The sequence below is a fragment of the Polaromonas aquatica genome, assembly GCF_050626995.1.
In the GTDB taxonomy this organism is placed as follows: Bacteria; Pseudomonadota; Gammaproteobacteria; order Burkholderiales; family Burkholderiaceae_C; genus Polaromonas; species Polaromonas aquatica_A.
This window is the reverse complement of record NZ_CP192467.1, coordinates 2,417,960-2,441,989: the sequence shown is the minus strand read 5'-3', so window position 1 is coordinate 2,441,989 and position 24,030 is coordinate 2,417,960. Positions and strand designations below refer to the sequence as shown.

Annotated in this window: 22 protein-coding genes; 12 read left to right on the top strand and 10 right to left on the bottom strand. The window is 63.9% G+C overall.

Annotated features, from left to right (window positions below; all coding sequences use genetic code 11):
- Positions 1 to 2: 2 nt before the first annotated feature.
- Genes ACQ4MS_RS11700 through ACQ4MS_RS11690 form a run of 3 tightly spaced genes read left to right on the top strand, consistent with a single transcriptional unit; the run spans position 3 to position 3,090 of the window.
- Positions 3 to 332 carry a hypothetical protein gene (locus ACQ4MS_RS11700; protein ID WP_431094634.1) on the top strand — a complete coding sequence of 110 codons (330 nt, stop codon included), beginning with the start codon at positions 3 to 5 and terminating at the stop codon, positions 330 to 332.
- The gene (priA, locus tag ACQ4MS_RS11695) at positions 329 to 2,479 is read left to right on the top strand and encodes a replication restart helicase PriA (protein WP_431094632.1); all 2,151 of its coding nucleotides are present in this window, start codon (positions 329 to 331) and stop codon (positions 2,477 to 2,479) included. Before ACQ4MS_RS11700 ends, priA begins: the two co-directional genes overlap by 4 nt.
- Positions 2,446 to 3,090, top strand: a complete 645-nt coding sequence (locus tag ACQ4MS_RS11690) for a GNAT family N-acetyltransferase (RefSeq protein WP_431094630.1) — start codon at positions 2,446 to 2,448, stop codon at positions 3,088 to 3,090. Before priA ends, ACQ4MS_RS11690 begins: the two co-directional genes overlap by 34 nt.
- Before the next feature lie 12 nt (positions 3,091 to 3,102).
- Here the strand turns inward: ACQ4MS_RS11690 and ACQ4MS_RS11685 are convergent, their stop codons facing one another.
- Positions 3,103 to 3,852, bottom strand: coding sequence for an ArsR/SmtB family transcription factor (locus tag ACQ4MS_RS11685; protein WP_431094628.1), 750 nt, complete (start codon positions 3,850 to 3,852; stop codon positions 3,103 to 3,105).
- A gap of 135 nt (positions 3,853 to 3,987) precedes the next feature.
- Here ACQ4MS_RS11685 and ACQ4MS_RS11680 point away from each other — a divergent pair, with 135 nt between their 5' ends.
- Entirely contained in the window at positions 3,988 to 5,274 is a 1,287-nt protein-coding gene (locus ACQ4MS_RS11680; protein WP_431094626.1) for an MFS transporter, read from the top strand.
- A 6-nt stretch (positions 5,275 to 5,280) separates the two neighbouring features.
- Here the strand turns inward: ACQ4MS_RS11680 and ACQ4MS_RS11675 are convergent, their stop codons facing one another.
- The 6 genes from ACQ4MS_RS11675 to ACQ4MS_RS11650 all read right to left on the bottom strand — a co-directional run bounded on the left by ACQ4MS_RS11675 (position 5,281) and on the right by ACQ4MS_RS11650 (position 10,144).
- Positions 5,281 to 6,579, bottom strand: coding sequence for an RNA polymerase sigma factor (locus tag ACQ4MS_RS11675; RefSeq protein ID WP_431094624.1), 1,299 nt, complete (start codon positions 6,577 to 6,579; stop codon positions 5,281 to 5,283).
- Between the two features lie 6 nt (positions 6,580 to 6,585).
- The gene (locus ACQ4MS_RS11670; RefSeq protein WP_431094622.1) at positions 6,586 to 7,017 is read right to left on the bottom strand and encodes a YciI family protein; all 432 of its coding nucleotides are present in this window, start codon (positions 7,015 to 7,017) and stop codon (positions 6,586 to 6,588) included.
- 44 nt (positions 7,018 to 7,061) lie between these two features.
- Positions 7,062 to 7,598, bottom strand: a complete 537-nt coding sequence (locus ACQ4MS_RS11665; protein WP_431094620.1) for an SRPBCC family protein — start codon at positions 7,596 to 7,598, stop codon at positions 7,062 to 7,064.
- Between the two features lie 171 nt (positions 7,599 to 7,769).
- Positions 7,770 to 8,543 carry a YciI family protein gene (locus tag ACQ4MS_RS11660; protein ID WP_431094618.1) on the bottom strand — a complete coding sequence of 258 codons (774 nt, stop codon included), beginning with the start codon at positions 8,541 to 8,543 and terminating at the stop codon, positions 7,770 to 7,772.
- Positions 8,544 to 8,595: 52 nt separating this feature from the next.
- Positions 8,596 to 9,027, bottom strand: coding sequence for a YciI family protein (locus tag ACQ4MS_RS11655; RefSeq protein ID WP_431094616.1), 432 nt, complete (start codon positions 9,025 to 9,027; stop codon positions 8,596 to 8,598).
- A gap of 163 nt (positions 9,028 to 9,190) precedes the next feature.
- Positions 9,191 to 10,144, bottom strand: coding sequence for an AEC family transporter (locus ACQ4MS_RS11650; RefSeq protein WP_431094614.1), 954 nt, complete (start codon positions 10,142 to 10,144; stop codon positions 9,191 to 9,193).
- Positions 10,145 to 10,269: 125 nt separating this feature from the next.
- Between ACQ4MS_RS11650 and ACQ4MS_RS11645 the strand changes: the two genes are divergently transcribed.
- Positions 10,270 to 12,390, top strand: coding sequence for an ATP-dependent helicase (locus ACQ4MS_RS11645; protein ID WP_431094612.1), 2,121 nt, complete (start codon positions 10,270 to 10,272; stop codon positions 12,388 to 12,390).
- Positions 12,391 to 12,523: 133 nt separating this feature from the next.
- Here ACQ4MS_RS11645 and ACQ4MS_RS11640 read toward each other — a convergent pair whose 3' ends face one another.
- Positions 12,524 to 13,345, bottom strand: a complete 822-nt coding sequence (locus ACQ4MS_RS11640; RefSeq protein WP_431094610.1) for a phosphate/phosphite/phosphonate ABC transporter substrate-binding protein — start codon at positions 13,343 to 13,345, stop codon at positions 12,524 to 12,526.
- A 369-nt stretch (positions 13,346 to 13,714) separates the two neighbouring features.
- Here ACQ4MS_RS11640 and ACQ4MS_RS11635 point away from each other — a divergent pair, with 369 nt between their 5' ends.
- The 7 genes from ACQ4MS_RS11635 to ACQ4MS_RS11605 all read left to right on the top strand — a co-directional run bounded on the left by ACQ4MS_RS11635 (position 13,715) and on the right by ACQ4MS_RS11605 (position 22,068).
- Positions 13,715 to 14,116, top strand: coding sequence for a hypothetical protein (locus ACQ4MS_RS11635; protein WP_431094608.1), 402 nt, complete (start codon positions 13,715 to 13,717; stop codon positions 14,114 to 14,116).
- Between the two features lie 33 nt (positions 14,117 to 14,149).
- A complete protein-coding gene (locus tag ACQ4MS_RS11630) occupies positions 14,150 to 15,400 on the top strand; it encodes a phospholipase A (protein ID WP_431094606.1) in 1,251 nt (416 codons plus the stop codon).
- A gap of 184 nt (positions 15,401 to 15,584) precedes the next feature.
- Positions 15,585 to 16,919: a cation:proton antiporter gene (locus ACQ4MS_RS11625; RefSeq protein ID WP_431094604.1), complete on the top strand. Its 1,335-nt coding sequence runs from the start codon at positions 15,585 to 15,587 to the stop codon at positions 16,917 to 16,919.
- A gap of 118 nt (positions 16,920 to 17,037) precedes the next feature.
- Positions 17,038 to 18,243 (top strand): imelysin family protein, encoded by a 1,206-nt coding sequence (locus ACQ4MS_RS11620; RefSeq protein ID WP_431094602.1) that lies wholly within the window; start codon positions 17,038 to 17,040, stop codon positions 18,241 to 18,243.
- 11 nt (positions 18,244 to 18,254) lie between these two features.
- On the top strand, positions 18,255 to 19,724 hold the full coding sequence (locus ACQ4MS_RS11615) for a di-heme oxidoredictase family protein (RefSeq protein WP_431094600.1): 1,470 nt from the start codon (positions 18,255 to 18,257) through the stop codon (positions 19,722 to 19,724).
- A gap of 63 nt (positions 19,725 to 19,787) precedes the next feature.
- Positions 19,788 to 20,912 (top strand): imelysin family protein, encoded by a 1,125-nt coding sequence (locus tag ACQ4MS_RS11610; RefSeq protein ID WP_431094598.1) that lies wholly within the window; start codon positions 19,788 to 19,790, stop codon positions 20,910 to 20,912.
- Positions 20,913 to 20,919: 7 nt separating this feature from the next.
- Positions 20,920 to 22,068: a DUF1513 domain-containing protein gene (locus ACQ4MS_RS11605; protein WP_431094596.1), complete on the top strand. Its 1,149-nt coding sequence runs from the start codon at positions 20,920 to 20,922 to the stop codon at positions 22,066 to 22,068.
- A 295-nt stretch (positions 22,069 to 22,363) separates the two neighbouring features.
- On the opposite strand, the gene ACQ4MS_RS11600 is transcribed toward ACQ4MS_RS11605, so the two are convergent.
- The gene (locus ACQ4MS_RS11600) at positions 22,364 to 23,203 is read right to left on the bottom strand and encodes a hypothetical protein (RefSeq protein ID WP_431094594.1); all 840 of its coding nucleotides are present in this window, start codon (positions 23,201 to 23,203) and stop codon (positions 22,364 to 22,366) included.
- A 422-nt stretch (positions 23,204 to 23,625) separates the two neighbouring features.
- Entirely contained in the window at positions 23,626 to 23,910 is a 285-nt protein-coding gene (locus ACQ4MS_RS11595; protein WP_431094592.1) for a DUF4148 domain-containing protein, read from the bottom strand.
- Between the last annotated feature and the right edge of the window lie 120 nt (positions 23,911 to 24,030).

Sequence of the window (24,030 nt, the reverse complement as noted above, 5' to 3'; positions counted from 1 at the left end):
CCATGGCTAGCACAAAAACGGGCGATGGCGTCCGGACTTATGCACAAAAATCGTGTTGCGGTGCCGCAATGGTGTACGCGGGCAGCATGGTTCGCTATCAAAGCAATAGCGCGCGTAAGTTGTTGATTTATATAGAGACTTTAAACTGCTTTTTTTCCGGGCAGTTTAAGCAAAGCCTTGATTTACAAGGCCTCGCGACGCACCACGACAAGCTATCAACAAAGTTATCCACAGAAAAACTGGAAATCTGTAAAGCGATGGTAAATCAAGGACTTAGCGCATTATCTGGATGTATTTCTCAAGAAGTAAACACATTTAGTTACTCCAAATGAGCTATTGGCTTCAAGTCGCCGTTGCTGCACCTGCACACAGTTCCATCGCAGGACCATTGACCTACCAAAGCGAGTTGCCGCTTGCTGTGGGTGCACTGGTGCGGGTGCCGTTGGGTAAACGGGAAGTCCTTGGGGTGGTGTGGGAAGCTTTGCCCGACAGCGGCGCCTTGCTGGAAATGCAGACGCGCCACGTCGCGGGTGTGCTGGAAGGGTTGCCCCCGCTTTCGGCCACCTGGCGAAAGCTGGTGCAATTCACCGCGAGCTACTACCAGCGCTCTTTGGGGGAGGTGGCCCTCGCGGCGCTGCCGCCGCAACTGCGCGACCTCAGCAGCGTGCAGTTGGCCCGGCGCCTCAAACGCCCGGTGGCGGACACCAGTCACGCCCCATCCACTATCAATTTAATAGCGCTTAGCCAAGAACAGGCAATGGCTATAACTGAATTTGATGCTGATTCCCGGCCCGCACTGCTGTTTGGCGCCACCGGCAGCGGCAAGACCGAGGTCTATTTGCGCGCCGCAGCCCGCGTGCTGGAACAAGACCCGACAGCACAGGTGCTGGTGATGGTGCCCGAGATCAATCTCACGCCGCAACTGCAGGCGCGGTTTGAAGAACGCTTTGCCCACCTGGGCAAAGAGCGCGTGGTGGCCCTGCACAGCGGCCTGACGCCGGCCCAGCGCCTGAAAAGCTGGCTGGCGGCCCATGCCGGCCATGCGCGCCTGGTGCTGGGCACGCGCATGGCGGTGTTTGCTTCCATGCCCAACCTGCGCCTGCTGGTGGTCGATGAAGAACACGACCCGAGCTACAAGCAGCAGGAGGGCGCCCGCTATTCGGCGCGCGACCTGGCGGTGTACCGAGCCAAGATCGAAACCGAAGACGCCACGCACGGCCATGGTCCGTGCAGAGTGCTGCTGGGCTCTGCCACGCCGTCGCTGGAAAGCTGGCAGGCGACGCTGGCTGGCCGCTACCAACGCCTGATCATGAGTGAGCGCATAGGCACGCCTGCCAGGCTCAGCGCAGAAGTAAGGGAGCCCGACACACAAGCCGGGCAAGGTAGTCTGCCCACCGTTCGGCGTGTGGACATGAACCATCAACCCAAGCACTGCGTCATCGCCCCGCCGCTACTGGACGCGATTGCGCAGCGCGTGGCGCGTGGCGAGCAATCGCTGATCTTTCTCAACCGCCGCGGCTATGCGCCCGTGCTGGCCTGCCACGACTGCGGCTGGAAAAGCGAATGCCCGCACTGCAGCGCCTACCGCGTCTTCCACAAGATAGACCGGACCTTGCGCTGCCATCACTGCGGCTTCACCGAACGCGTGCCGCGCGCCTGCCCGAGCTGCGGCAACATCGACATCGCACCCGTGGGGCGCGGCACCGAACGGCTTGAAGAGCATCTGGCCGAACTGCTGGCCGGCGTGAAGCGGCCCGACGGGGAGCCGCCGCGCATTGCCCGGATCGACGCCGACACCACGCGGCTCAAGGGTGCGCTCGAATCCCAGCTGGCCAGCGTGCATGCCGGCGAGGTCGACGTGCTGGTCGGCACGCAGATGATCGCCAAGGGCCACGACTTCCGGCACATCACGCTGGTGGCGGCCATCAACCCCGACGGCGCGCTGTTCTCCAGCGACTTCCGCGCACCCGAGCGCCTGTTCAGCCTCTTGATGCAGGCAGGAGGTCGCGCAGGCCGCGATGCCCGGCGCAGCGGCGCAAGCGAAATGTGGGTGCAAACCTTCCACCCCGACCATCCGCTTTTTGAAGCGCTGAAGAAACACGACTATCCCGGCTTTGCCGCGCAGCAGCTGGCAGAACGTGAAGCTGCAGGCATGTCGCCCTTCGGTTTTTCAGCGTTGGTGCGCGCCGAGGCACGCGAGCAGGCCGTCGCACAAGGCTTCCTGAACGCTGCTGCGGCCCACGCCGAAGCGCAGCAACTCATAGGGAATGGTCAGGTCACCGCTTACCCGGCCGTGCCGATGACGATACAGCGCGTGGCCAATATCGAACGCGCACAGATGCTGGTCGAAAGCCCTTCACGCGTTGCCCTGCAGCGCTTTCTGGCGGCCTGGCAACCGGCGCTGTTTGAGACGCGCCAGCAGGCTGAGTTCAAAAGCCTGATCCGTTGGGCGATCGACGTCGATCCCATCGCAATCTAGGGGACGAGATGAACCGCCCGGAAGACAGCATGGAACATTCACCGAAGGCAACCGGTCTGCGCCTTGAGACCGCCCGGCTGGTTCTCAGGGACTGGAAGGCAGCCGATGTGCCCGACCTCATCGAAGGGCTCAATGACCTGCGTGTCTCGCAGTGGCTCGCGTTTGTGCCGCATCCTTACACGCAGACTGATGCCGGGCGCTGGATTGCGCTTTGCCTGCAGTTTCAACAGGAAGGTATGCGCCGCGCGCAGTACGAATTTGCGATCGAAGTATCGGCAACCGGAAAAGTTATTGGCGGCGTCAGTTTGAATCGCGTCAACCGCGTGCAGGGTACAGCCGGCGGCGGAATCTGGATCAATGCCAGCTACCAGGGCCTCGGTTATGGAAGCGAGGCCTTTGCGGAAAAGATCCGGTTTGCTTTTGAGGACTTGCAGCTCAGGCGGCTGGAGAACGGATTCTTCAAAGGCAATGACGCCTCCTTCGCCATGCAGCAGCGCTTTGGTTACCGGCTGGAGGGTAAGCGGCGGCAAGCTTATCTCTGCCTGGCCGACGGCACGCTCAAGGATGAGTGCATGACGGGCTTGTTAAGGGCGGAGTGGTTGCGCGGATGACGACACGCCGGTTCAAGCGGCGAGTCGCGCGGGAAACGCATCGCCTCCGGTCACCTGCCGCCAATCCTCCTGCCCCATCCAGTCCCGCAGCGCCGCCACGCCCTTGGGCGTGATCTCCAGCGCGCGCATGCCCTGGCGGCGCAAGAGCCAGCCGCGCTCCAGGCTGTGTGTGCAGATCAGCGTGCCCAGTTGCCCGGCGACATGAAAGCGCCGCTCGCTCCAGTCGAGGCACGGCCGGCAGTAAGGCCGCCTGGTGTTGGCGCTGTCCGGCGAGGCTGACAGGTCAATGCCCAGGCGCGCCAGCACGGCGCCGGCTTTGTCGGTCACATGGCCTGCTTCGCCGTCAAAGGTGATGGCGCCGTCGGCCAGCAGGCGATGGGCGATGGCCACGCCGAGGCGGCCGGCGAGGTGGTCGTAGCAGCTGCGCGCCATACGCATGGCGGCGTCTTTGGGGCCGGGCACCACAGCGCGGCGCGGGATGGGTGCGTTTTGCGCCGCCAGTTGCGTGATGCCTTCCAGCACCCGGGCCACGTCGACAGAAGCCAGGCGGTGATAACGATGGCGGCCGTGCTGCTCCACACGCAGCAAGCCGCCTTCAACCATCAGGGCCAGGTGGCGGCTGGCGGTTTGCGGCGATACGTTGCCCACGCCGGCGAGTTCATGGGCGGTGAGCGAGCGGCCGTCCAGCAGCTCCATCAGCATGGCGGTGCGGGCCGGCTCGCCGACGAGCGAAGCGATGTGTGCGATCTGATTGGTGTTCATGGCTGTAAATCTCTACAGCTGCAACCTTAGCAGCATCGCCCAGCCCATGCTTCGCCCGGTGACGAAGCATCGCGCGCCCTCTTCGCTGCACCATGAGGCCATGCAGCAGCCGCTGCCTTCTCACAAGAGGACTCCATGGAACTGCCAATGACCCCAGCGCTGCAGCCGCGCAAGCCGCGCGGCTTTTACGGCCCCACCGTAGTGCGCGCGGCATTTGTATTGGCCATCTTCGGCTGGGGCGTGGGTTTCTACAGCCCGGCAATTTTTCTGCACGCGGTGCTCGCGCGCACCGGCTGGGCTTTGCCGCTGGTGTCAGCCGCCGTGACATTTCACTTCCTGTTCGGTGCCGGTGTGGTGGCTTGCCTCCCGCGCTTCCATGCCCGGCTGGGCGTAGCCGCCACCGCGGCCGCAGGTTGCGCCGCGCTGGCTGCGGGTCTGGTGGGCTGGGCCCTGGCCGCGCAACCCTGGCAACTGTTTGTGGCGGCAATGCTGACGGGCGGCGGCTGGGTCACCATGGGCGCGGCCGGTATCAACGCCATTATCTCGCCGTGGTTTGCGCATGGCCGTCCCATGGCGCTGGCCAAGGCCTACAACGGCGCCAGCCTGGGCGGCGTGATTTTCTCGCCATTGTGGGGCGCGCTTATTGCCGCGATGGGCTTTACCGCCGCCACCGTGCTGGTGGGCGCGGCCATGCTGATCGTTGTGGCCTGCCTCTGCTTTTTGGTGGTGGCACAAACACCGGAGCGCCTGGGCCAGCAGCCCGACGGCGACGCACCCGGCACGCCTTCACGCAGCATCACTTCCACGCACGCCAGGCCGCTGCCGGGCCGCCTGCTATGGCGTGATCGCAGCTTTCGCACGCTGGCCGCCGCGATGGCGCTGAGCCTGTTCGCGCAGGCCGGCCTGATCACGCATTTGTATTCGCTGCTGGTGTCGGCGCTCAGTGCCCAGGGCGCCGGCCTGGCAATGGCGCTGGCCACTGCCTGCGCCATTGGTGGGCGCACCCTCGTCGCCAAATGCATGCCGGCGGATGCCGACCGGCGGCTGGTGGCCAGCGTGAGCTACGCGGTGCAGATTGCCGGCTCGCTGCTGCTGGCGGCCGCTGCGGAACACCAGACCGCGCTGATCCTGCTGGGCGTGGTGTTGTTCGGCGTCGGCATCGGCAACGCGACCTCGCTGCCACCGCTGGTTGCGCAGGTGGAGTTCGTCAAGGAAGATGTTCCACGCGTGGTGGCGTTGATCGTCGCGATGTCGCAAGGGCTGTGGGCGCTGGCGCCGGCTACGTTTGCCCTTTTGCTGGTGACCGCCAACGGAGGCCCCGCTCATCTCGGTTCAGGCACTGGCCTTTACTTCGGCGCGACGGTGCTGCTGCAACTGGCGGCCATCGCCTGCATGCTGGGCGGCCGCAGGCCCGCAGCCTGAAGCGCGTCAGGAAAGGCGCGGTGTAGATCCGGGCCTGCAGGCCTCGGCGCGCCCCAGCAGCAGCTCACGCTCACGCAGGTTGCGCGTAAGCGATGCGGCGCGTTCGAACTCCGCATGGGCTTCTTCCAGCCGGCCGAGCTTGAACAGGAAGTCGGCGCGCACGCTGGGCAGCAGGTGGTAGTTTTTCATCAAGGGCTCGGTGAGCAGCGCATCGGCCACCTCCAACCCTGTCGCCGGGCCAAAAGCCATGGCCAGCGCCACGGCGCGGTTGAGTTCCACCACCGGCGAGGGCATGAGCTGTGCCAGCGCGTCATAGAGCGCGGCGATGCGCTGCCAGTCGGTGTCGGCGCCGGTGGGTGCGCGCGCGTGGCACGCGGCAATTGCGGCCTGCAGCGCATAGGGCCCCAGCGCGCCACCCAAGGCCTCGGCGCGCGCCAGTGCAGCAAAGCCGCGGCGTATCAGGATGTGGTCCCAGCTTGCGCGGTTTTGCTCCAGCAGCAAGATGGGCTCACCCGAAGGCCCGGTGCGCGCCTTGGCGCGCGAGGCCTGGATTTCCATGAGCGCCACCAGGCCGTGAACTTCGGGCTCCTGCGTCGCCAGCTCGGCCAGCACACGTCCCAGGCGCAAGGCTTCATCGCACAGTGCGGGCCGCATCCAGTCGCCACCCGAAGTGGCCGAGTAGCCTTCGTTGAAGATCAGGTAGATGACTTCCAGCACCGAGGACAGCCGTGCGCCGCGCTCTTCGGGGCCCGGCACCTCAAAGGGCACACGCGCCTCGGCCAGGGTGCGCTTGGCGCGCACGATGCGCTGGGCCACCGTGGGCTCGGGCACAAGAAAGGCACGCGCGATTTCATCGGTGCTGAGGCCGCCCAGCAGCCGCAGCGTGAGCGCGATGCGTGCCTCGGTCGAAAGCACCGGATGGCAGGCGGTGAAGATCAGCCGCAGCAGGTCGTCACCGTAGTCGTCGGCGCCGTCATCTCCGGAGCCGGGCTCGTCTACGTCGGCGAAAGCCATTTCTTGCTCCAGCTCGAGTTCATGGCCCAGCTCTTCGTGTTTGAGCGCGAGCAGCTTGCGCCGCCGCAGGTAATCGATGGCGCGGTGCTTGGCCACCGCCATGAGCCAGGCGCCCGGGTTGTCCGGAACGCCCGTCTTTGGCCAGCGCTCCAGCGCGGTGACCAGCGCGTCTTGCGCGATCTCTTCGGCCAGGCCCACCTCTTGCACCATGCGTGCAACCTTGGCGATGACCTTGGCCGACTCGATGCGCCAGACGGCATCGATGGCACGGTGAGTTTCATGCGACGCCATGCGGCTTCAGGCGCCCTTGCTTTTTTTTGCGGCGCTTTGCTGCATCTCGGTGAAGCCGGCGGCGGCTTCCTGCACGTCTGGTGGGAAGTCCGACATCTCCTGCACCTGGCGCACTTCGATGATTTCGTTTTCACCTGCAGGGCAGCGTGAGGCCCATTTGATGGCTTCTTCGCGCGACGCCACATCGATCATCCAGAAGCCGCCCAGCACTTCGCGGGCTTCGGCGAAGGGGCCGTCGCTCACACGCGGCTTGCCGCCGGGGAAGGTCACGCGCGCGCCCATGGCGGGTGGGTGCAGGCCTTCGAGCGAGAGCAGCACGCCGGCTTTTTGCAGCTCCTCGTTGTATTTCATCATCGCGGCGACGGCGTCGGCATCAGGCAGCGTGCCTGCAGCGGCGGTTTCGTAGCCTTTGGGGATCATCAGCATCATGAATCGCATTTGAATACTCCTTGAGTGTGAGGGGGAAGATGAGTGGGTCAGCTTTACTTTTCCGCTGCAGCCTTCATGGCAGCCAGGCCGGCTTCAAAGTCGTTGCCCACCATCTTGTCGATATTGAAGAAGACATGCATGACCCTGGATAGAAGGGGCGCGGGGCCGGACATGTCCCAGCTCACAACGCTGCCGCCGGCCTGCGGCTGGATGGTAAACACCACCTTGTTGTGGGCTTCAAAGGGTTTGCTGAAGTTCAGGTCTATCCTGACCACGGAGGACGGCACGGACTCGGTGATCAGCATGTCGCCCGTGCCGACTTCCTTGCCTTCCCAAGCGTAGGCTGAGCCCTTGCCGGTGGCCGGGCCGCTGAAGCTGCGCTTCATGGCCGGGTCCTTCTTTTCATACGGCGACCAGGCGGTCCACTGCTTGTAGTCGTTGATCAGCGGAAAGATCTTTTCGGGCGGCGCCTGGATGGTGGTCTGGCGCTGCACTCGGAAGGTATCGGGCTTGTTGGAAGCCAGTATCAGCACGGCGACGATAAAAACCACAATGGCGACGGCGGCGATGATGGCAATGGTTTTGAACATGTAAATCCCCTTTTTGTGTTCGTTCACTTCAATGAATGGGTGAGCGCCGGGTTTTCGGGCCTGCCGGGCCCTGCAAAAAGCGTCTGCTCACTGGTACGACGAACGGAAAACGCGAAATCGACATGTCCTGCCAAAAATATTCAAATTATTTTTGGCCACCGCCCCTGAACGTCAGGCCGCGGCGAAATCACCGGCTTCGTAAAGCAGCCGGACCTCGACCTCCACCTCTTCCGTGTCGCGAAACGGAAAGGGATAAGCCAGCGCCCAGTCCACCGCCGCCTGCAGCGACCGTGCCTGGATGATCCAGAAGCCGGCCAGCAATTCCTTGGCTTCGGCAAACGGCCCGTCCATCACGCTGGGTTTGCCCCGGGTGAATTTCATGCGGGACGCACTGGCGCTGGGCTTGAGGCCTTCGCCCATCAGCAGCACGCCCGCCTTGACGGCCTCGTCGTTGTGCTGGGCCATGCGCCCCAACCACTGGCTGTCAGGCACGATGCCAGCCTCGGCCCTTTCATTGGCCTTGAGCAAAATCATGAAGCGGCGAAAGCCCTCAGGCAAAGGCGGCGCCTCCTCGCCAGCGACGCCACGCAAGCCGCCGGGACAACCGCCTTCACGGATCTCCAGCGAGGTATTGCCGTTTGCATCTTCCTGGGGCCAGCGCTTGAGCCACTCCAGGGCCTCTTCCCGCGAGGCCGCCTCGATCATGGTGAAACCGGCAATCAGCTCTTTGGCTTCGGTGAAGGGACCGTCGATGACCGTGGGCTTGCCGCCCGAAAACCGGATGAGTGCGCCCTTTGAACTGGCCTGCAGGCCCTCACCGCCCAGCAGCATGCCGGCCTTGGCCAGCTCTTCGTTGTAAGTGCCCATGGCGGCCAGCAGGGCGGGACTGGGCAGCTCGCCCGCCTCGGTGCTCGCATCGGATTTGCGCAGGATCATGTATTGCATGCGTGAGGTCTCCTAAGGTGCAGCGGTCCCCGGTTTTTACCTCAAACTCGGCTCAGCGGCCGGCCTGCGCTTCCATCTGCTGGCGCAGGCGGTCTTCCGCTTCGCGAAGTTCAGGCGTGAATTCGGCGCCAAAGTCCTCAGCCGAAAACACCTGGCGGATTTCGATTTCCGCTTCGCTCCCGGGCGGTAAAGGGCAGCGCTTGACCCATTCAATCGCCTCTTCTTTCGATGAGACCTGCAGCATCCAGAAGCCGGCCACGAGCTCTTTGGTCTCGGGGAAAGGCCCGTCGATGACCGTGCGCTTGTTGCCGGAAAACCGGACGCGTGCGCCTTTTGAACTGGGGTGCAGTCCCTCACCCGCCAGCATGACGCCGGCCTTGACCAGTGATTCGTTGAACTTGCCCATGTCGGCCAGCAGTTGTTCGCTGGGCATTTCGCCGGCTTCGCTGTGCTTGTCGGCTTTGATGAGAACCATGAATTTCATTTCGGACTCCTTTGGGTTGCGTTGGGAGCGGAGAGCCCGGACAACCCGGGCAGAAACATCCTGCTCTTGTGGGTAAGACGAATGGAGGGAGCGAAATCGACAGCGTGGGACTGTCTTTTTTCAGTTTTTTTGTAACAGCGGTCGGAAAGACCGCGTGCCAGGTTCAGGTCAGCAGGGCCACTGCCGCCGAGAAGCTGAAGAAAGCGAGCACCGTCGACAGCAAAATGATGCGGGCGATACGCCCGTTGTCGGCACCGAACCGCTCGGCCAGCAGTGTCACGTTGCTGGCGCTGGGCAGGGCCGCCACCAGCACGATCACGGTGAGCGCAAAACGCCCCAGCGGCACACCCAGCGCGATGGCGCCGAGCCCCACCAGGCCGACGAGCACCGGATGGACCACAAGCTTGATCAACGCCACCGGCACGTAGTCCCTGAGCGGCATGGCCGCCACGCTGTTCATCTGCGAGCGGGCCAGCACTGCGCCTACGGTGAACAGCGCCACCGGCGAGGCGGCGTCGGCCAGCAGCCCAACGGTCTGCATCACCGGCCCAGGCAGCGCCACCCCAAAGCCCGACGACAGCGCGCCCAGCACGATGGCCCAGGGCATGGGATTGAGCGCCACACCCTTCAGTGCTTTCTGCGCGGCAACCTCGGCGCCGTGGATGTCGGCCGAATCCAGCCGCGACAACGCGATGCACAACGAGCTCGTGACCAGCAAGTCAATCAGGATGGTGGCGATGGCCGGGCCGGCGGCCTGCGCGCCCAGCAGCGCCACCAAAAGAGGTACGCCCATGAAGCCGGTGTTGGGAAAAGCCGCGACCAGCGCACCAAAGGACGCATCGTTCCATGCAATACGGCCCTTGCGCGTGAGCATCACTGTAAAGGCTACCATCAGCAGCGCGCATACCAGATAGACGGCGACCAGGCTGGTGTCCAGCAGCTGCGCGATCGGCGTGCCGGCGCCGAAGCGGTAGAGCATGCAGGGCACCGCGAAATACAGCACAAAGGTGTTGAGGCCGGGGATGGCCAGCTGCGGAAGCAGGCCGCGGCGCGCGGCCACATAACCGCAGAGGACCAGGGCAAAAAACGGGAAGGTGATGATAAGAATGCTTAGCACAAAGCGTATTGTCACCGGCAAACCACAGGTAAATCCCCGAAAAGGCTGATCGCCGCTGACTGGCTATGATTCGCGCTGACCCTTTGTTCCTGTCTGGATTCCTCGGCCTCCACCCGTCTGCCTGCATGTCGTCACCCTCTCCTGCGTCCCCCATCGCCTCCGGACTCAACCTCGCCCAACAAGAAGCCGTCAATTACCTGCATGGCCCCTGCCTGGTATTGGCGGGCGCCGGTTCGGGCAAGACACGGGTGATCACGCACAAGATAGGCCGCCTGATCCAGTCGGGCCTGAAGCCGGAGCAGATCGCCGCCATCACGTTTACCAACAAGGCCGCCGCCGAAATGCGCGAGCGCGCCAAGACGCTGATCGGCAAAAGCGCCAAAGGCGTTCTGATCTGCACCTTCCACGCCCTGGGTGTGCGCATGCTGCGCCAGGACGGCGCGGCGCTGGGCCTCAAGCCCCAGTTCTCGATTCTCGACAGCGATGACGTGACCAGCATCATCAAAGATGCAGGCGGCAGCACCGATGCGGCCACGGCAAAGCAATGGCAGTGGACCATCAGCCTGTGGAAGAACATGGGCCTGAATGCAGCCGAAGCCATGGCCCAAGCCAACGGCGACGAAGAGCGCACCATCGCCCGCGTGATGGCGCATTATGAAGAGCGCCTGACGGCCTACCAGAGCGTGGACTTTGACGACCTGGTGGGCTTGCCGCTCAAGCTGCTGCGCGAGCACGAGAGCGTGCGCACCAAATGGCAGGACTCTTTGGGCCATGTGCTGGTCGATGAATACCAAGACACCAATGCCACCCAATACGAAATGCTCAAGCTACTGGTGGGCCCGCGCGGGCGCTTCACCGCGGTGGGCGACGACGACCAATCCATCTATGGCTGGCGCGGCGCCACGCTGGACAACCTTAAAAAGCTGCCACAGGACTACCCCAACCTCAAGGTGGTGAAGCTCGAGCAGAACTACCGCTCGACCAGCGCCATCCTGCGCGCGGCCAACAATGTGATCGGCCCCAACCCGAAGCTGTTCCCGAAGACGCTGTTCAGCGAACTCGGCGAAGGCGAGCCGGTGCGTGTGATCGACTGCGACAGCGAAGAACATGAAGCGGAGCGCGTGGTGGCCCGCATCCAGAGCCTGCGCGCCGAAGGCAGCCTGCAGGCCGAGGGCGGGCAGTACAAGGAGTGGAAAGACTTTTGCGTGCTGTACCGCGCCAACCACCTGGCCAAGCCGTTTGAGAAAGCCTTTCGCAAGGCCAACATCCCCTACAAGGTCTCAGGCGGGCAAAGCTTTTTTGACCGCGCCGAGATCAAGGACCTGTGCTGCTGGATGCGACTGCTGGTGAACAACAACGACGACCCGGCGTTTATGCGCGCGGTGACCACGCCCAAGCGTGGCATCGGCCACACCACGCTGGGCGCTTTAGGCAACTTCGCCAGCCAGTCGAAACAAAGCCTCTTCGAAGCGCTCTTCAGCAACTCGCTGGGCTCGGTGCTGCCGGCCAAAGCGGTTGGCTCACTGCATGAGTTTGGCCGCTACCTCAATGACCTGGAATATCGTGCCAAGCGCACCGTGGGCGCGGAAGACGCGCGCGCTTTCCTGAACGACTGGCTCAAGGAAATCGATTATGAGAAACACCTGTACGACGGCGAAGACAGCGAAAAGCTCGCCGCCGCGCGCTGGACCAACGTGATGGATTTTTGCGACTGGGTGGCCCAGCGCTGCGGCGGGCAGATCGACGACACCTCGGGCGCAGTGGTCGCAGCCGAAACCAAAACCATGCTGGAAGTGGTGCAGACGATCGCGCTGCTTTCAACCATCAGCGAGCGCGAAGGCGACCAGAACGTGGTCACCCTGTCCACCCTGCACGCCGCCAAAGGCCTGGAGTGGCCGCACGTGGTGCTGGCCGGCGTGAACGAAGGCCTGCTGCCCTTCAAACTCGAAGACGATGACGGCATCAACACCGACAGCATCGCCCTGCGCCTGCAGGAAGAACGCCGCCTGATGTACGTGGGCATCACCCGCGCGCAACGCACGCTGGCCGTCAACTGGCTGCGAAAACGCAAAAAAGGCCGCGACATGATTCCCGGCGCCCCCAGCCGCTTCATCGCCGAAATGGCGCTGGACAAAGCCACCGTGAAAGAAGACCCGCGCGAAAAGCTCAAGGCCTTGCGCGCGGAGTTTGCGAAGAAGTCTGCCGACGGGATTGCGGCCGCAGCGGCAGCGTCAGAGACGCGCTAACGCTGAGCCCGAACTCCCGTTCCTGGTTCGGACCGAGATTAGGCGCGCCCCCGCAGACAGTGCATAGGGCCTGTTAGCCCTGGCACGGCAAGGGGGCTGCAACGACCTATCGTACTTAAATAGGAATGGAACATTACAGCCCCAGCCATTTACCCAGGTCCATCAGCTTGGCCTGGTCATACTCGGAAAATCCCTGTACGGTGAGCGCTTCCAGCCGCTTTTTGCCGTCCGCGGATTGGTCCAGCCCCACAAAGTAGGCGGTGAGTTGGGCGCGCTCCGCATCGGTCAGCTTGTTGCTGGCGATCAGGTGCTTGATGGGCACGGGCTTGCTGGTGGCCAACACCTTGCCGCCCTTGCTCTGCCAGTCTTTCACCACTGCACGTGATGCGGTGACGCCTGAAGCCACCATGTTGTGCTCCACCATGAAAGGCACGGCATCCTGCAGCTTCACATAGACGGTTTCCAGCGGTTGCGGCCCGAGGGCGTCACGCAGGGTAGCCCGCATGATCACCGAGGTAATAGAGTCCTCGCTGGGCGCGCCTATCTTGAGGCCCTTCAAGTCGTTGATCGACTTGAGCGGAGAATCGCTTCGCACCATGAAAGAGGCGCTGTACTCGGTGAAGCCCTTGGTCACCGCGACAAGGTTGTAGCCGTTTTTGGACAGCGCCCGGATGGAATGATGCGCCGGATGCACATAGGCAAGACCGTAGCGCTGCTCGGCCAGGCCGGCGGCCAGTTCCTTGTAGTCGGTCACGGCCTGCACCTTGACGGGCCGCTTCAGCAGCTTGCCCAGGTCATCGGACAATTCCCGGAAGCGCTCGACCGTGGCGCCGGGGTTGACACGGTAAGTCACGCCTTCGTTCACCGCAAACACCAGGGGCGCGCCCTGCGCCCCCGCCTGGCCGGCCATCAGGGCAACAGCCAGCACACACACATGTTGGTAAATACGCATCATGACGGACCTCTTTCGGTAACGGAAACGGGTAAAAATCGGGAAGAGGCCCCAGTGTCAACTTACAAATGGTTTCAACTCTTGGGGTTTTACCTGTGCCCCACCTGATAGAAGAAGTATTCGTGAGATAGTGCGCAAGCTTTGCGGCTTGCGCGCTGTTCAGCCGCCCCACTTTGCCAGCTCGGGTACCCGCTGTGTCGCTTCACGGCTTCCGGTTCGCAAGGTTTTCTTTTCCAAGCCCGCACTGGGAGACCCAGGCAGGGCGTTCATTTGTTGATGACCTTGAATTTCTTTCGATTAGCTCCTTTTTTTATAGCTGTTTGCGCAGTATCCGCGGGCGCCACAGCCCAGAACAAGCCTGACGCCGCGTGCATGGCCGCCACGGACATGAAGGCCGCCCAGCTCTACGGCTTGTGGACGGTGCGCTTCGAACGCCCACCCGCCGGCTTGCCCGCCCGCGCCACCATGCTGCTGGAACAGCACGCGGAATTTTCTGACAGCCTGGCCGGCATCGTGAGCCGCGACCTGGGGCCCGCCGCCGGTTCCAAAGCCATTGCCGGACACGCTGCCAAGGCCGCGCTGGCCGGCGACCTGGAGGGCGGCATGCTGCTGCTCGACGAGTCCTCCGACAACGTCAGCATCACCGGCACCTGGAACGGGGAGATGGTCGAAGGATCCTGCGGCAAGGCCTTCAGGGGCGCCTGGAAAGACACCAGCAGCAGCGCCCCCGACAACGCCCCCGATGTGCCTTTCACCCTGACCAGGCTGCCCTGACCGCGCGACTGCAAGACCTTGAAGAGCTACCCCATGCAACTGAAACTCCTTCCACTTGCCGCTGCGGCACGTCCGGGTGTCCTGGCCCTCCTGGCCCTCCTGGCCCTTCTGGGGAGTGCCGCCACGGCGCACGCGCAAGTAGCGCCCGCCGCCGCGCCCACCCTGCCTGCGATCGTCCCGCCGGCCAACCGGCCTTCCAGCCTCGGCTGGCAAACCTGCCAGGCCATGAAGGGCGACCCTGCGGCGCAGCTCACCTGTTTTCAGCAGTGGGCTGATGCGCAAACTCCCGCCAACATGCCGGCACCCAGCTTGACCACGGCGCCAGCCAATCCCCAGACCGGCCAGCCGGCCACTCCGGTGTTGCTGCTGCCTTCGCTCAACACCGAAGCGCCCGACGGCAAACCGATCGGCTGCAAGAACACCAAGTACTCCGAGCTCTCCCGCTTCTGGGAGCTCCAGCGCGGCACCGACTGTGACACCTTCGCCCTGCGCGGCTACCGGCCGATCTCACTGGCCGTCGTCACGTCCGACAGCGTCAACATGCAGCCCTCTTCCCCCTCCGCGGGGCACACTGCGCTGACATCCCAGCCTTACATGCGCACTGAAAACAAAATCCAGCTGTCGGTGCGCACCAAGGTCGCCAAAGGCCTGCTGAAGAATGGCGACAACGATGACGACGACCATGATTCGGTATGGTTCGGCTACACGCAGCAAAGCTATTGGCAGCTGTTCAACGGCGCCATTTCGCGGCCCTTCCGCACCACCGACCACGAACCCGAAGCCCTTTACATCTACCCGCACCAGATCCCGCTGGCCGGCGGCTGGAACTACCGGCTCTCGGGCGTGGGGGTTGTGCACCAGTCCAACGGCCAGTCGCTGCCGCTGTCGCGCAGCTGGAATCGCGTCTACCTGATGGGTGCCGCCGAAAAAACGCTGGGCCAGGATTCGGGCCTGATCCTGCAAGGGCGCATCTGGGATCGCATGAAGGAATCCTCCGGCAACGACGACAACCCCGGCATTGAAAACTACGTGGGCCGCGCCGAAGTCACAGGCAGCTGGCAGATCAACAAAGCCAATACCGTGGGCGTCACGCTGCGGCACTCCCTGCGCAAGGAAGCCCGCGGCTCCGCCCGCTTTGACTGGATGATGGCACCGGCCTCATCGCCCAACTACACCGGCCTGCGCTACCACGTGCAGCTTTTCAGTGGCTACGGCGACAGCCTGGTGGACTACAACCGAAAGCGCAATGTTCTGAGCATCGGCCTGAGCCTGGTGGATTGGTAGCGGCCGTCACGGCGTCATGCGGCTGCTATACTTTTCATAGCTGCCTGCGCCGGTATTTATTGGCTAGAACGCCTTTTACCCTTGTAAACCGGAGCGCAAGCGCGCACAGTCGGGGCGGTCCGCCAGCACCGCAACGGCGCTCCGGCTGATACCCGGACGCTTGCGCTTGCCGTAAGCTGGGGCGATGACTTTTGCCGAGCCCACCACCTTCACCCTGGCCTGCATCGTCGCCGGCGGATTGCTGATCGCCATGACGTTGGGCGGCTCTTTCATCGCACGGTTGCCGCTGAGCGCCGCCATGCTTTACCTGTGCGTCGGCGTGGCGATCAGTCCGGTCGGGCTGGGGCTGCTCAAGCTCGACGCCCTCAAGAACACGGTGCTGCTGGAACGCCTCACCGAAGTGGCCGTGCTGATCTCGCTGTTCACCGCCGGCATGAAGCTCGATTTCCGCCTGCGCGATGGACGCTGGCGCATCCCGGTGCAACTCGCGACGGTGTCCATGGTGATCACCGTGGCGGCCATCACCGCACTTGGCGTTTATGTGCTGAACCTGCCCGTGGGCGCTGCTGTGCTGCTAGGCGCCATCCTGGCGCCGACTGACCCGGTGCTGGCCTCCGACGTGCAGGTCGCCAACCCTGGCGACCGTGACCGCCTGCGGTATGGCCTGACCGGCGAGGGCGGGCTGAACGACGGGACGGCTTTTCCGTTTGTGATGCTCGGGCTCGGCCTGCTGGGCCTGCATGAACTCGGGGATGGCGGCTGGCGCTGGTGGGCTGTTGATGTGGTGTGGGCTGTGGCCGGCGGTCTGGCCCTTGGCTGGATGCTGGGCACACTGGTGGGCCGCGCCATTCTTTACCTGCGCATGCGCCACCGGGAAGCGCTGGGCTCGGATGAGTTCATCGCCCTGGGGCTTATCGGGTTGACGTATGGGCTGGCGCTGCTCTTTCACACCTATGGTTTTCTGGCGGTGTTTGCGGCGGGCCTGGCGCTGCGCCGCATCGATGAGCCCGACGTGCGGCCTGTGCCCCCGGCACCGGCCGTGCCCGACGAAGCACTGAGCCCGGACGACCAGGAAGCCTCGGGCGCAGAGGCGCCGGCGCACATGATGCGCGCGGTGCAGCGCTTTAACAGCCAGCTCGAAAGTTTTGTGGAGGTCGCCATCGTGCTGGCTGTGGGCGTGCTGGTGGCCACCGTGCGCTTTCGTGCGGAGGTACTGTGGTTCATTCCGGTGCTGTTCCTGGTGATCCGGCCGGTGGCGGTTTATTTCGGCCTACTGGGCACGCCGGTCCGGGGCTCGCAACGCCGATTGATGGCCTGGTTTGGCATTCGCGGTATCGGCTCGCTTTATTACCTGCTGTACGCCATCAACCACAACATCGAACGCGCGCTTGCCCAGCAGTTGCTGTCGATCACGCTTGCCGTCGTCGTGGTCTCGGTCATTGCCCATGGCATTTCGGTCACGCCGCTGATGAAGCGCTATGAGGCGCGAAGAAAGCCCGGCAGGCAACACCGGCCCTGAACGGTCGCGCCGGCTCCGCATCCGGTTACACAGCAATCTCCCTGTTTTTGTTATTGATAACGATTCTCATTTGTATAATCGCGCTTTTGCCCGATTAACAAAAGACACAGGAGTCGTCATGAAACCAGCAATGAAACCCGCCGTGCTTGCCGTCCTGGTGGCGCTGCTTGCAGGGCCCGCCATGGCCCAGCCCGCAACGGCAGCGGCCGGCACGGTGCCTGGCACACTGGCGGCACCGGCCACCACCGCAGCGGCCGTGGCCAAACACTACGCCCATCTGGTGCAGTCCAACTATGACGACACCCTGGCCAGCGCGCTTGTCCTGCAAAAGGCCGTCCAGGCTTTTACCGATGCGCCATCGGATGACGGCCTCAAGGCCGCGCGCAAGGCCTGGCTGGATGCCCGCGAGTTTTACGGCCAGACCGAGGCCTTCCGCTTCTACGGCGGCCCGATCGACGACAAAAACGGTCCCGAAGGCCGCATCAACGCCTGGCCCATGGACGAGTCTTATGTCGACTACGTAAAAGACACGCCCACCGCCGGCATCATCAACAACCGCAAAGTCACCCTCAGCAAAAAACAGCTGTCCAGCCTGAACGAGCGCAACGGCGAAGAAAACATCGCCACCGGCTGGCACGCCATTGAGTTCCTGCTGTGGGGCCAGGACCTGAGCGCCACCGGCCCGGGCAACCGTTCGTTTGAAGATTTTGTGGACGGCAAGAAGCCCAACGCCGACCGCCGCCGCCAGTACCTCAAGGTGGTGACCGAGCTGCTGGTCGACGACCTCGGCACCCTGACCAAAGCCTGGGCACCCACGGCAAAGTCTTACCGCGCGAAGTTTGAGCGTGGCGGCATGGAATCGGTGCGCAAGATTTTTGTCGGCCTGGGCTCGCTCTCACGCGGCGAACTCGCCGGCGAACGCCTCGAAGTAGCCCTGGCCAGCAAGGACCAGGAAGACGAGCACTCGTGCTTCTCCGACAACACCCACCGCGATGTAGTGGCCAACGCCAAGGGCATCCAGAACGTCTGGCTGGGACAGTACAAGCGCGCCGACGGCACCACGCTGGCCGGCCCGTCACTGCGCGACCTGGTCGCCGATAAAAATCCGGCGCTGGCCGAGCGCACGACGAAGCAGCTCGCCGCTTCCGTCGCCGCCGCGGAAGGCATCCAGGCGCCGTTTGACCGCGAAATCACCGGCGCCAAAGATGCGGCCGGCCGGTTGCGTGTGCAAAAGACCGTCGACAGCCTGGTGCAGCAAAGCAAGGACCTGGTGGAAGCCGCCAATGCCGCCGGCATCACCAAGCTGACGCTGGTCAAACCCTGAGTACCGGATTCGTGTCCCGCGCCAACCCGCCCTTGACGTTCACCAGCGCCCCGCGAAAGGTGTTGGCGTCCCTGGCCGTCACAAGCCTTGCCGGGCTGGCGTTCTGGGCTGCGGCAGCCGGGCCCAGCGCGCCGGCGGATGCGCCTGACGACGAAAAAACCGGCGGCGACACCACGGTGTTTGCCACCGGCCACAACGCGTTTTCATTTCCGCTGGCCAACCTGCCCGATGAAGAGCGCACGCGTTTTGTCATCGGCAATTCTTTTTTCAAACGCAACTGGGTGCAGGCGCCTGCCTCCACCACTGCGCGCGACGGGCTGGGTCCGCACTTCATCGCGCGCTCCTGCGGCGGCTGCCATGTGCAGGACGGCCGCGGTGCGCCGCCCGACTTCAAGCGCGGCCTGGCCGACCAGCCGGTCGGCCTGTTGCTGCGCCTGTCGATTCCCGGCAAAGACGCGCACGGCGGGCCGCTGCCCGATGCGGTGTACGGCGACCAGTTTTCGAACTTCGCGGTGCTGAATGTGTTGCCCGAGGGGCAGATCTCGTTGCGCTACGAGGTGGTGCGCGGCAAGTTTGCCGACGGCACGCCGTATCAATTGCAAAAGCCCCGCTACGGTTTCAGCAAGCTGAACTACGGCCCGATGGCCAAAGATGTGATGGTGAGCCCGCGCATCGCGCCGCAAATGGCGGGCGTGGGTTTGCTCGAAGCGATTCCCGAAGCGGAAATCCTGCGCAATGCGCGGGATCAGACGGCCCTGGGCGGCCCGGTGCGCGGTGTCGTCAACCAGGTATGGGACGCGCCAACGCAGCAGTTGCGCGTGGGGCGCTTCGGCTGGAAGGCGAATGTCGCGACCCTGGCCCACCAGACTGCCGGCGCGTTCCTGGGCGACATGGGCATCACCTCACCGGTCTTCCAGAAAGACACCTGCACAGCCGCACAGAAAGACTGCCTGGCGGCGCCGCGCGGCGCGCAGGGCAAGGCCCCGGAGATTGACGAGAAGACATTCGACGATGTGGTTTTTTATGAGACCACGCTGGCACCGGCGGCGCGCCGCAACCCGAAGGACATGCAGGTGATACAAGGGCAGAAACTGTTTGCCCAGGCGCAATGCGCCGCCTGCCATCGCCCAAGCTACGTCACCGGTGAAAGCCCCTTCCCGCGTTTGAGCAGCAAGGCCGTGCAGGGCCAGACCATCTGGCCCTACACCGACCTGCTGCTGCACGACATGGGCGAAGGCCTGGCCGACGGACGGCCCGACTTCCTGGCCAATGGACGGCAGTGGCGCACACCGCCGCTGTGGGGTATTGGACTGGTGCCTGATGTCAACGGCCACAACCGCCTGCTACACGACGGCCGCGCGCGCGGACCGCTCGAAGCTGTGCTCTGGCACGACGGGGAGGCCAAGGCCAGCAAGGACAAGGTCCTGAAGATGAATGCCCAGGAGCGCACCGCACTGGTGAAGTTTCTCGAATCGCTCTGAGCGCCATGGAGGCATCAAGGGCTTGAAAGGCATTGCCAGCAACGACGAACCGGGAACAGACCGATGAATCCCCTCCTATCTCCGCTGAGGCCGGCTTTGCGCAAGGTCGCCCTGGCCATCGCAGGTTTCGCCTGTGTGGTCAGCGGCGCGGCACACGCGCAAATCGTCGCACCCAACGTGGCCGTGCCTTTTTACACGGCGGGCGACTTCATGCGCAGTGCCTACCGCTTCTGGTACGCCCCACAGGCCCATGCATTTGCAGAGCAGGCCCGTGGCCTGCCTGCCGCAGTGTCAGCGCTGTGCGACGCGAGCGCAGGAACGTCCGCCGAGAAACTGGCGCAAGCCAGGGAGCGCTGGAAAACCACCGCGCTCGCCTGGGATCGTTTAAGCGGCGTACAGGTCGGCCCGCTGGTCCAGCGGCGTTCGGCCCGGCAAATCGACTTCACGCCGACACGGCCCGAGCTCATCAAGCGGGCGATTCAGGCGGCACCACAAGACGCCACAGCCATGGAAAGCATAGGCACGCCAGCCAAAGGCTTGCCGGCCCTGGAGTGGCTGCTGTGGAGCCAGCCTGTTTCGTTATCTGCGCCGGCCACGCCGGCTTGCCGTTACGCAGTGCAGGTGTCCGCCGACATCCAGCGCGAGGCCGATGCATTGGCCAAAGCTTTCAACGAACTGGCCGCGCACAAACCCGGCGAGGCGGAGGAAAACAACGGCCCCGCCATGAGCGAACTGGTTAACCAGTGGACCGGCGCGCTGGAGCGCCTGCGCTGGGCGGAAATGGAAAAGCCCCGCATGGCCGGCGCGGCAGCGCCCGGCGCCGCGCAGGGCCGCAATACCGCGTCTTATGCGCGCAGCGCCAGTGGCCAGACAGCCGCACGCTGGGCCGCGCAGTGGCAGGCGCTGCGCACGCTGGGCACATCGCAGGCGCGTGAAGCACCGCTGCCCGGCACCGGCCTGACACCGCTTGAAACCTACCTGCGAGGCCTGGGTCGCAATGAGCCGGCAAACCAGCTGGCACAGGCCGTGAACAAAGCCGACAAGGCGCTGCAAAATCTTTCGCCCGCCAACAAGGCCGGCATGAGCACCGCCAGCCGTTCACTGGCCGACCTGAAAAAACTTGCCGAAGCCGACATCGCACCCGCGCTGGAGGTGAGCATTGGCTTTTCAGACGCCGACGGGGACTAGGCCCGCCATGCATGACGCCCCACTGGCCGCATGGAAACTGCGGCGCCGGCAATGGCTGGCGCTGGCTGCGGCGGGCACGGGCACCTGGTTTGGCCCGGCAATGGCTTCCTCCGCCGTCCGGCCGCAAAGGCTGGCCACCGCGTGGCAGGCCGCACATGGGTACCAGGTCGGTGTGCTGGCGTATCGCGGCGCCGCAATGCAGGTCAGCGCCGTGCTGGATGTGCCGACGCGGGCTCACGGCGTATGGGTCGAACGCAGCGGCACGCTGCTGTCAGTGGCGCGCCGGCCCGGCGACTGGCTGCTACGGTGGCGGCCTCAAAGCGAAGGCAGCGGCAAGGCCATCGCCTGGGGGTGGACTGATCCCGACCGTGCTTTTAACGGCCACGTGATCACCAGCCCCGACGGCAAAACCCTCTACACCACCGAAACGAACCTTGAAACCGGCCAGGGCCTGGTCGGATTGCGTGACGCCGCCACGCTGGAAAAATGGGGGGAGTGGCCGACCCACGGCATGGATCCGCATGAACTCTTGCTGGATGACGACGGCAGCATGATCGTGGCGAACGGCGGCATCCCCGCGCTGCCAGAAACAGGCCGCCTGAAAACTCACCTGGACCGCATGGATGCCTCGCTGGTGCGGCTGGACCCGCGAAGCGGCGCGCTGCTGGGCCAGTGGCACCTGGCCGACAAACGCCTGAGCCTGCGTCACATCGCCTGGGGCGCTGCACCGGACCCAGGGGCCGCGCGCGTGCTGGGCATCGCCCTGCAGGCCGAGCATGACGACGCCACCGACAAAGCCCGCGCGCCGGTACTGGCGCTTTTTGACGGCCAGCAGTTGCGAACCTGCGGCGCCGGCGATGGACGCGTATTGGCCGGCTACGGCGGCGACATCGCCTGGGCGGCGGGCGGATTTGCCGTGGGCTGCCCGCGCGCCAACGGCGTGGCTATGTGGCAGGCCGACGGGCGCTGGACCGGATTTTTCCCGCTCGAAGAGGCCTGCGCCGTCGCTTCAGTCTCCACGGCGGGCGAAACCGATGCCACGCTCTGGGCCGGCGGACGGCTCGCCGCACTGACGCGCGATAGCGCGGGCCGCACGGCTTCGCCGGCGCTCAAGAATGTACGGCTGGACAACCACTGGGCGCCGCTGCTGGGTTAGGTGCCGGTTGGCAGTCTACCGAAATGCTATATATTTGATAGCATCTCGCCCAGGATTTCATTGGACTGCAGGCCTATTTTGCATATGCCAGCCACCTCAAATGCCCTGGAATGAACTGCCAACGACTTCACCGAGATTTTTGCTTTCCATATGGCCGTCAATGCCCGGAATTACCCGAACAGGCCTACTTCTTAAGTAAAAAATAGCCTTAGCCCAATTAAGATCGGCGCGAGCAGCTATTATTTTTATAGCGCTCAAGCGCATGCCGGTATAAACGCAAGTGACCCGGCGCATTTCACAGCTTCTTCCACACCCCACCGTCCCTGGAACGGTAAGTGCCACCCGTGGCGCAGCAGCCTCCTGCACCGAAGGCGATGCGCCCGAGGGTGACGGTGACGGCGCCGCCGTCTGCCTGCAGTGACTGCCGCTCGCAATACGTGAAGAACGGATAGAGATCGGGTTCGAGCACCATCTGCCAGTCGCCCTCTTTGGACTCCCCGGACTCTCCGGACTTCCCGGCCTCCTTCGGTACAGCGCGGTAAACCTTGCAGTCATGCACCGCGAGGTGCACCGGCTTGCCCTCCAGCAGTCCTTTGAACACGCGCTCCGGCGGTACCTGCGCGATGGGGTCCGGCTCGGCAGGAGCTGGGACAGGGACACTGCCACCGCCTGCCAGCCCCAATCCAGCCCCAAGCCCAACAGCCAGCAGGAGCTGCGCCCACAGCATGCTCCGTTCAGGTTTCGTCACTGGAGAGAACGCCTGCCACGCCAGCGCGGCAGCAGCCGCAGCCGAAAGCACTGTAGGAACCCAGACCAGCAGCTCCACGGCTCCAGTGGACGGACTGATCGTCCAGGCAACAGCCAGCACGGCCGCGTTCACCAGCAGCAGCACGAGGCTGGCCCATGGCCGCACCACAGAGAACAAGCCGGCAATCAGCAGGAGCACCGTGCACAGCAGCGCCAAAGGCAGCACCACCACGCCCGAAAACAGCAGTTCCAACGCGCCCTGCAGCCAGCCGCCGCTGCCCGCCACCTTGCCAACGATGTACAGGTGAAGCGCCATCGCCAGGCCCGGCAGGGCCAACAGCTGTGCGGCGGCAAAGGCAAAGGCGTACGGTGCGTTGGAGGTTCTCAAGATGCCGGTGATTCTAGAGGGCGGCCGAGAGCCGGGTCGCCACACCCGCTTCACAGTGACGCTTCCTGGATGACGGTCAGATTGCTGCTGGTTTGCCAGCTGTCTGCGCCTGGCGTGATTAGGCTGGAGTACTTTTAATACGGTAAAAAATGTCCGTTTGCCGTTTTTCGGAATGCGTGGGGGTTTGCCTTCAAGGCACTTCCAAACAACTGTTTTCAGATCAAAAAGTGCTTTAAACCCAATTCAGTCGGGCGCCAACAGCTATTAATTTCGTAGCACTTCTGCGGGTCGCTGCTATGACCATCAGGGCTTTGGCGAGACCCCGGCGGCGAAAGGCCGCCCCAATGCAATCGCCCCGGCAACCCATTCGAGTTACCGGGGCGAAACGTCGGGAATCGGCTGGAGCCGGCCCCCGTGCAAGCTTATTGCTGGCTGGTCTTCACGATTTCAGCGGCGGCCTGAGGCGCTGCACCCGCCTTCTCGGCACGGGGTGTTCCCAGGTTTTGCTGGGCAGTGGCGCCGTTGAAGCTCGATGTGGAGCCGGCATTCTGGGCTTGCAGCACTTCGCTTTTGACTTCCGCACGGGTCTTGGTGGCGGGAGCCTGCATCTGGTCAAACAGGTAGGTATTGAAGGTCTGGGCAGAAGCGGCCACGGAAGTCAGGGCGGCAACAGCCACAACAGCAGCGGCGATAAAGTTCGATTTCATGATGAATATTCCTCTCAAAGTTAAGTGACGTTCCGGGCATGGCGGGCTCATCTTCCCGTCTGTCCAGCCTCGGTGAGTCGCCTTGTAGTGGGCTTCGGCTCATCGATGCATGAACTTTAT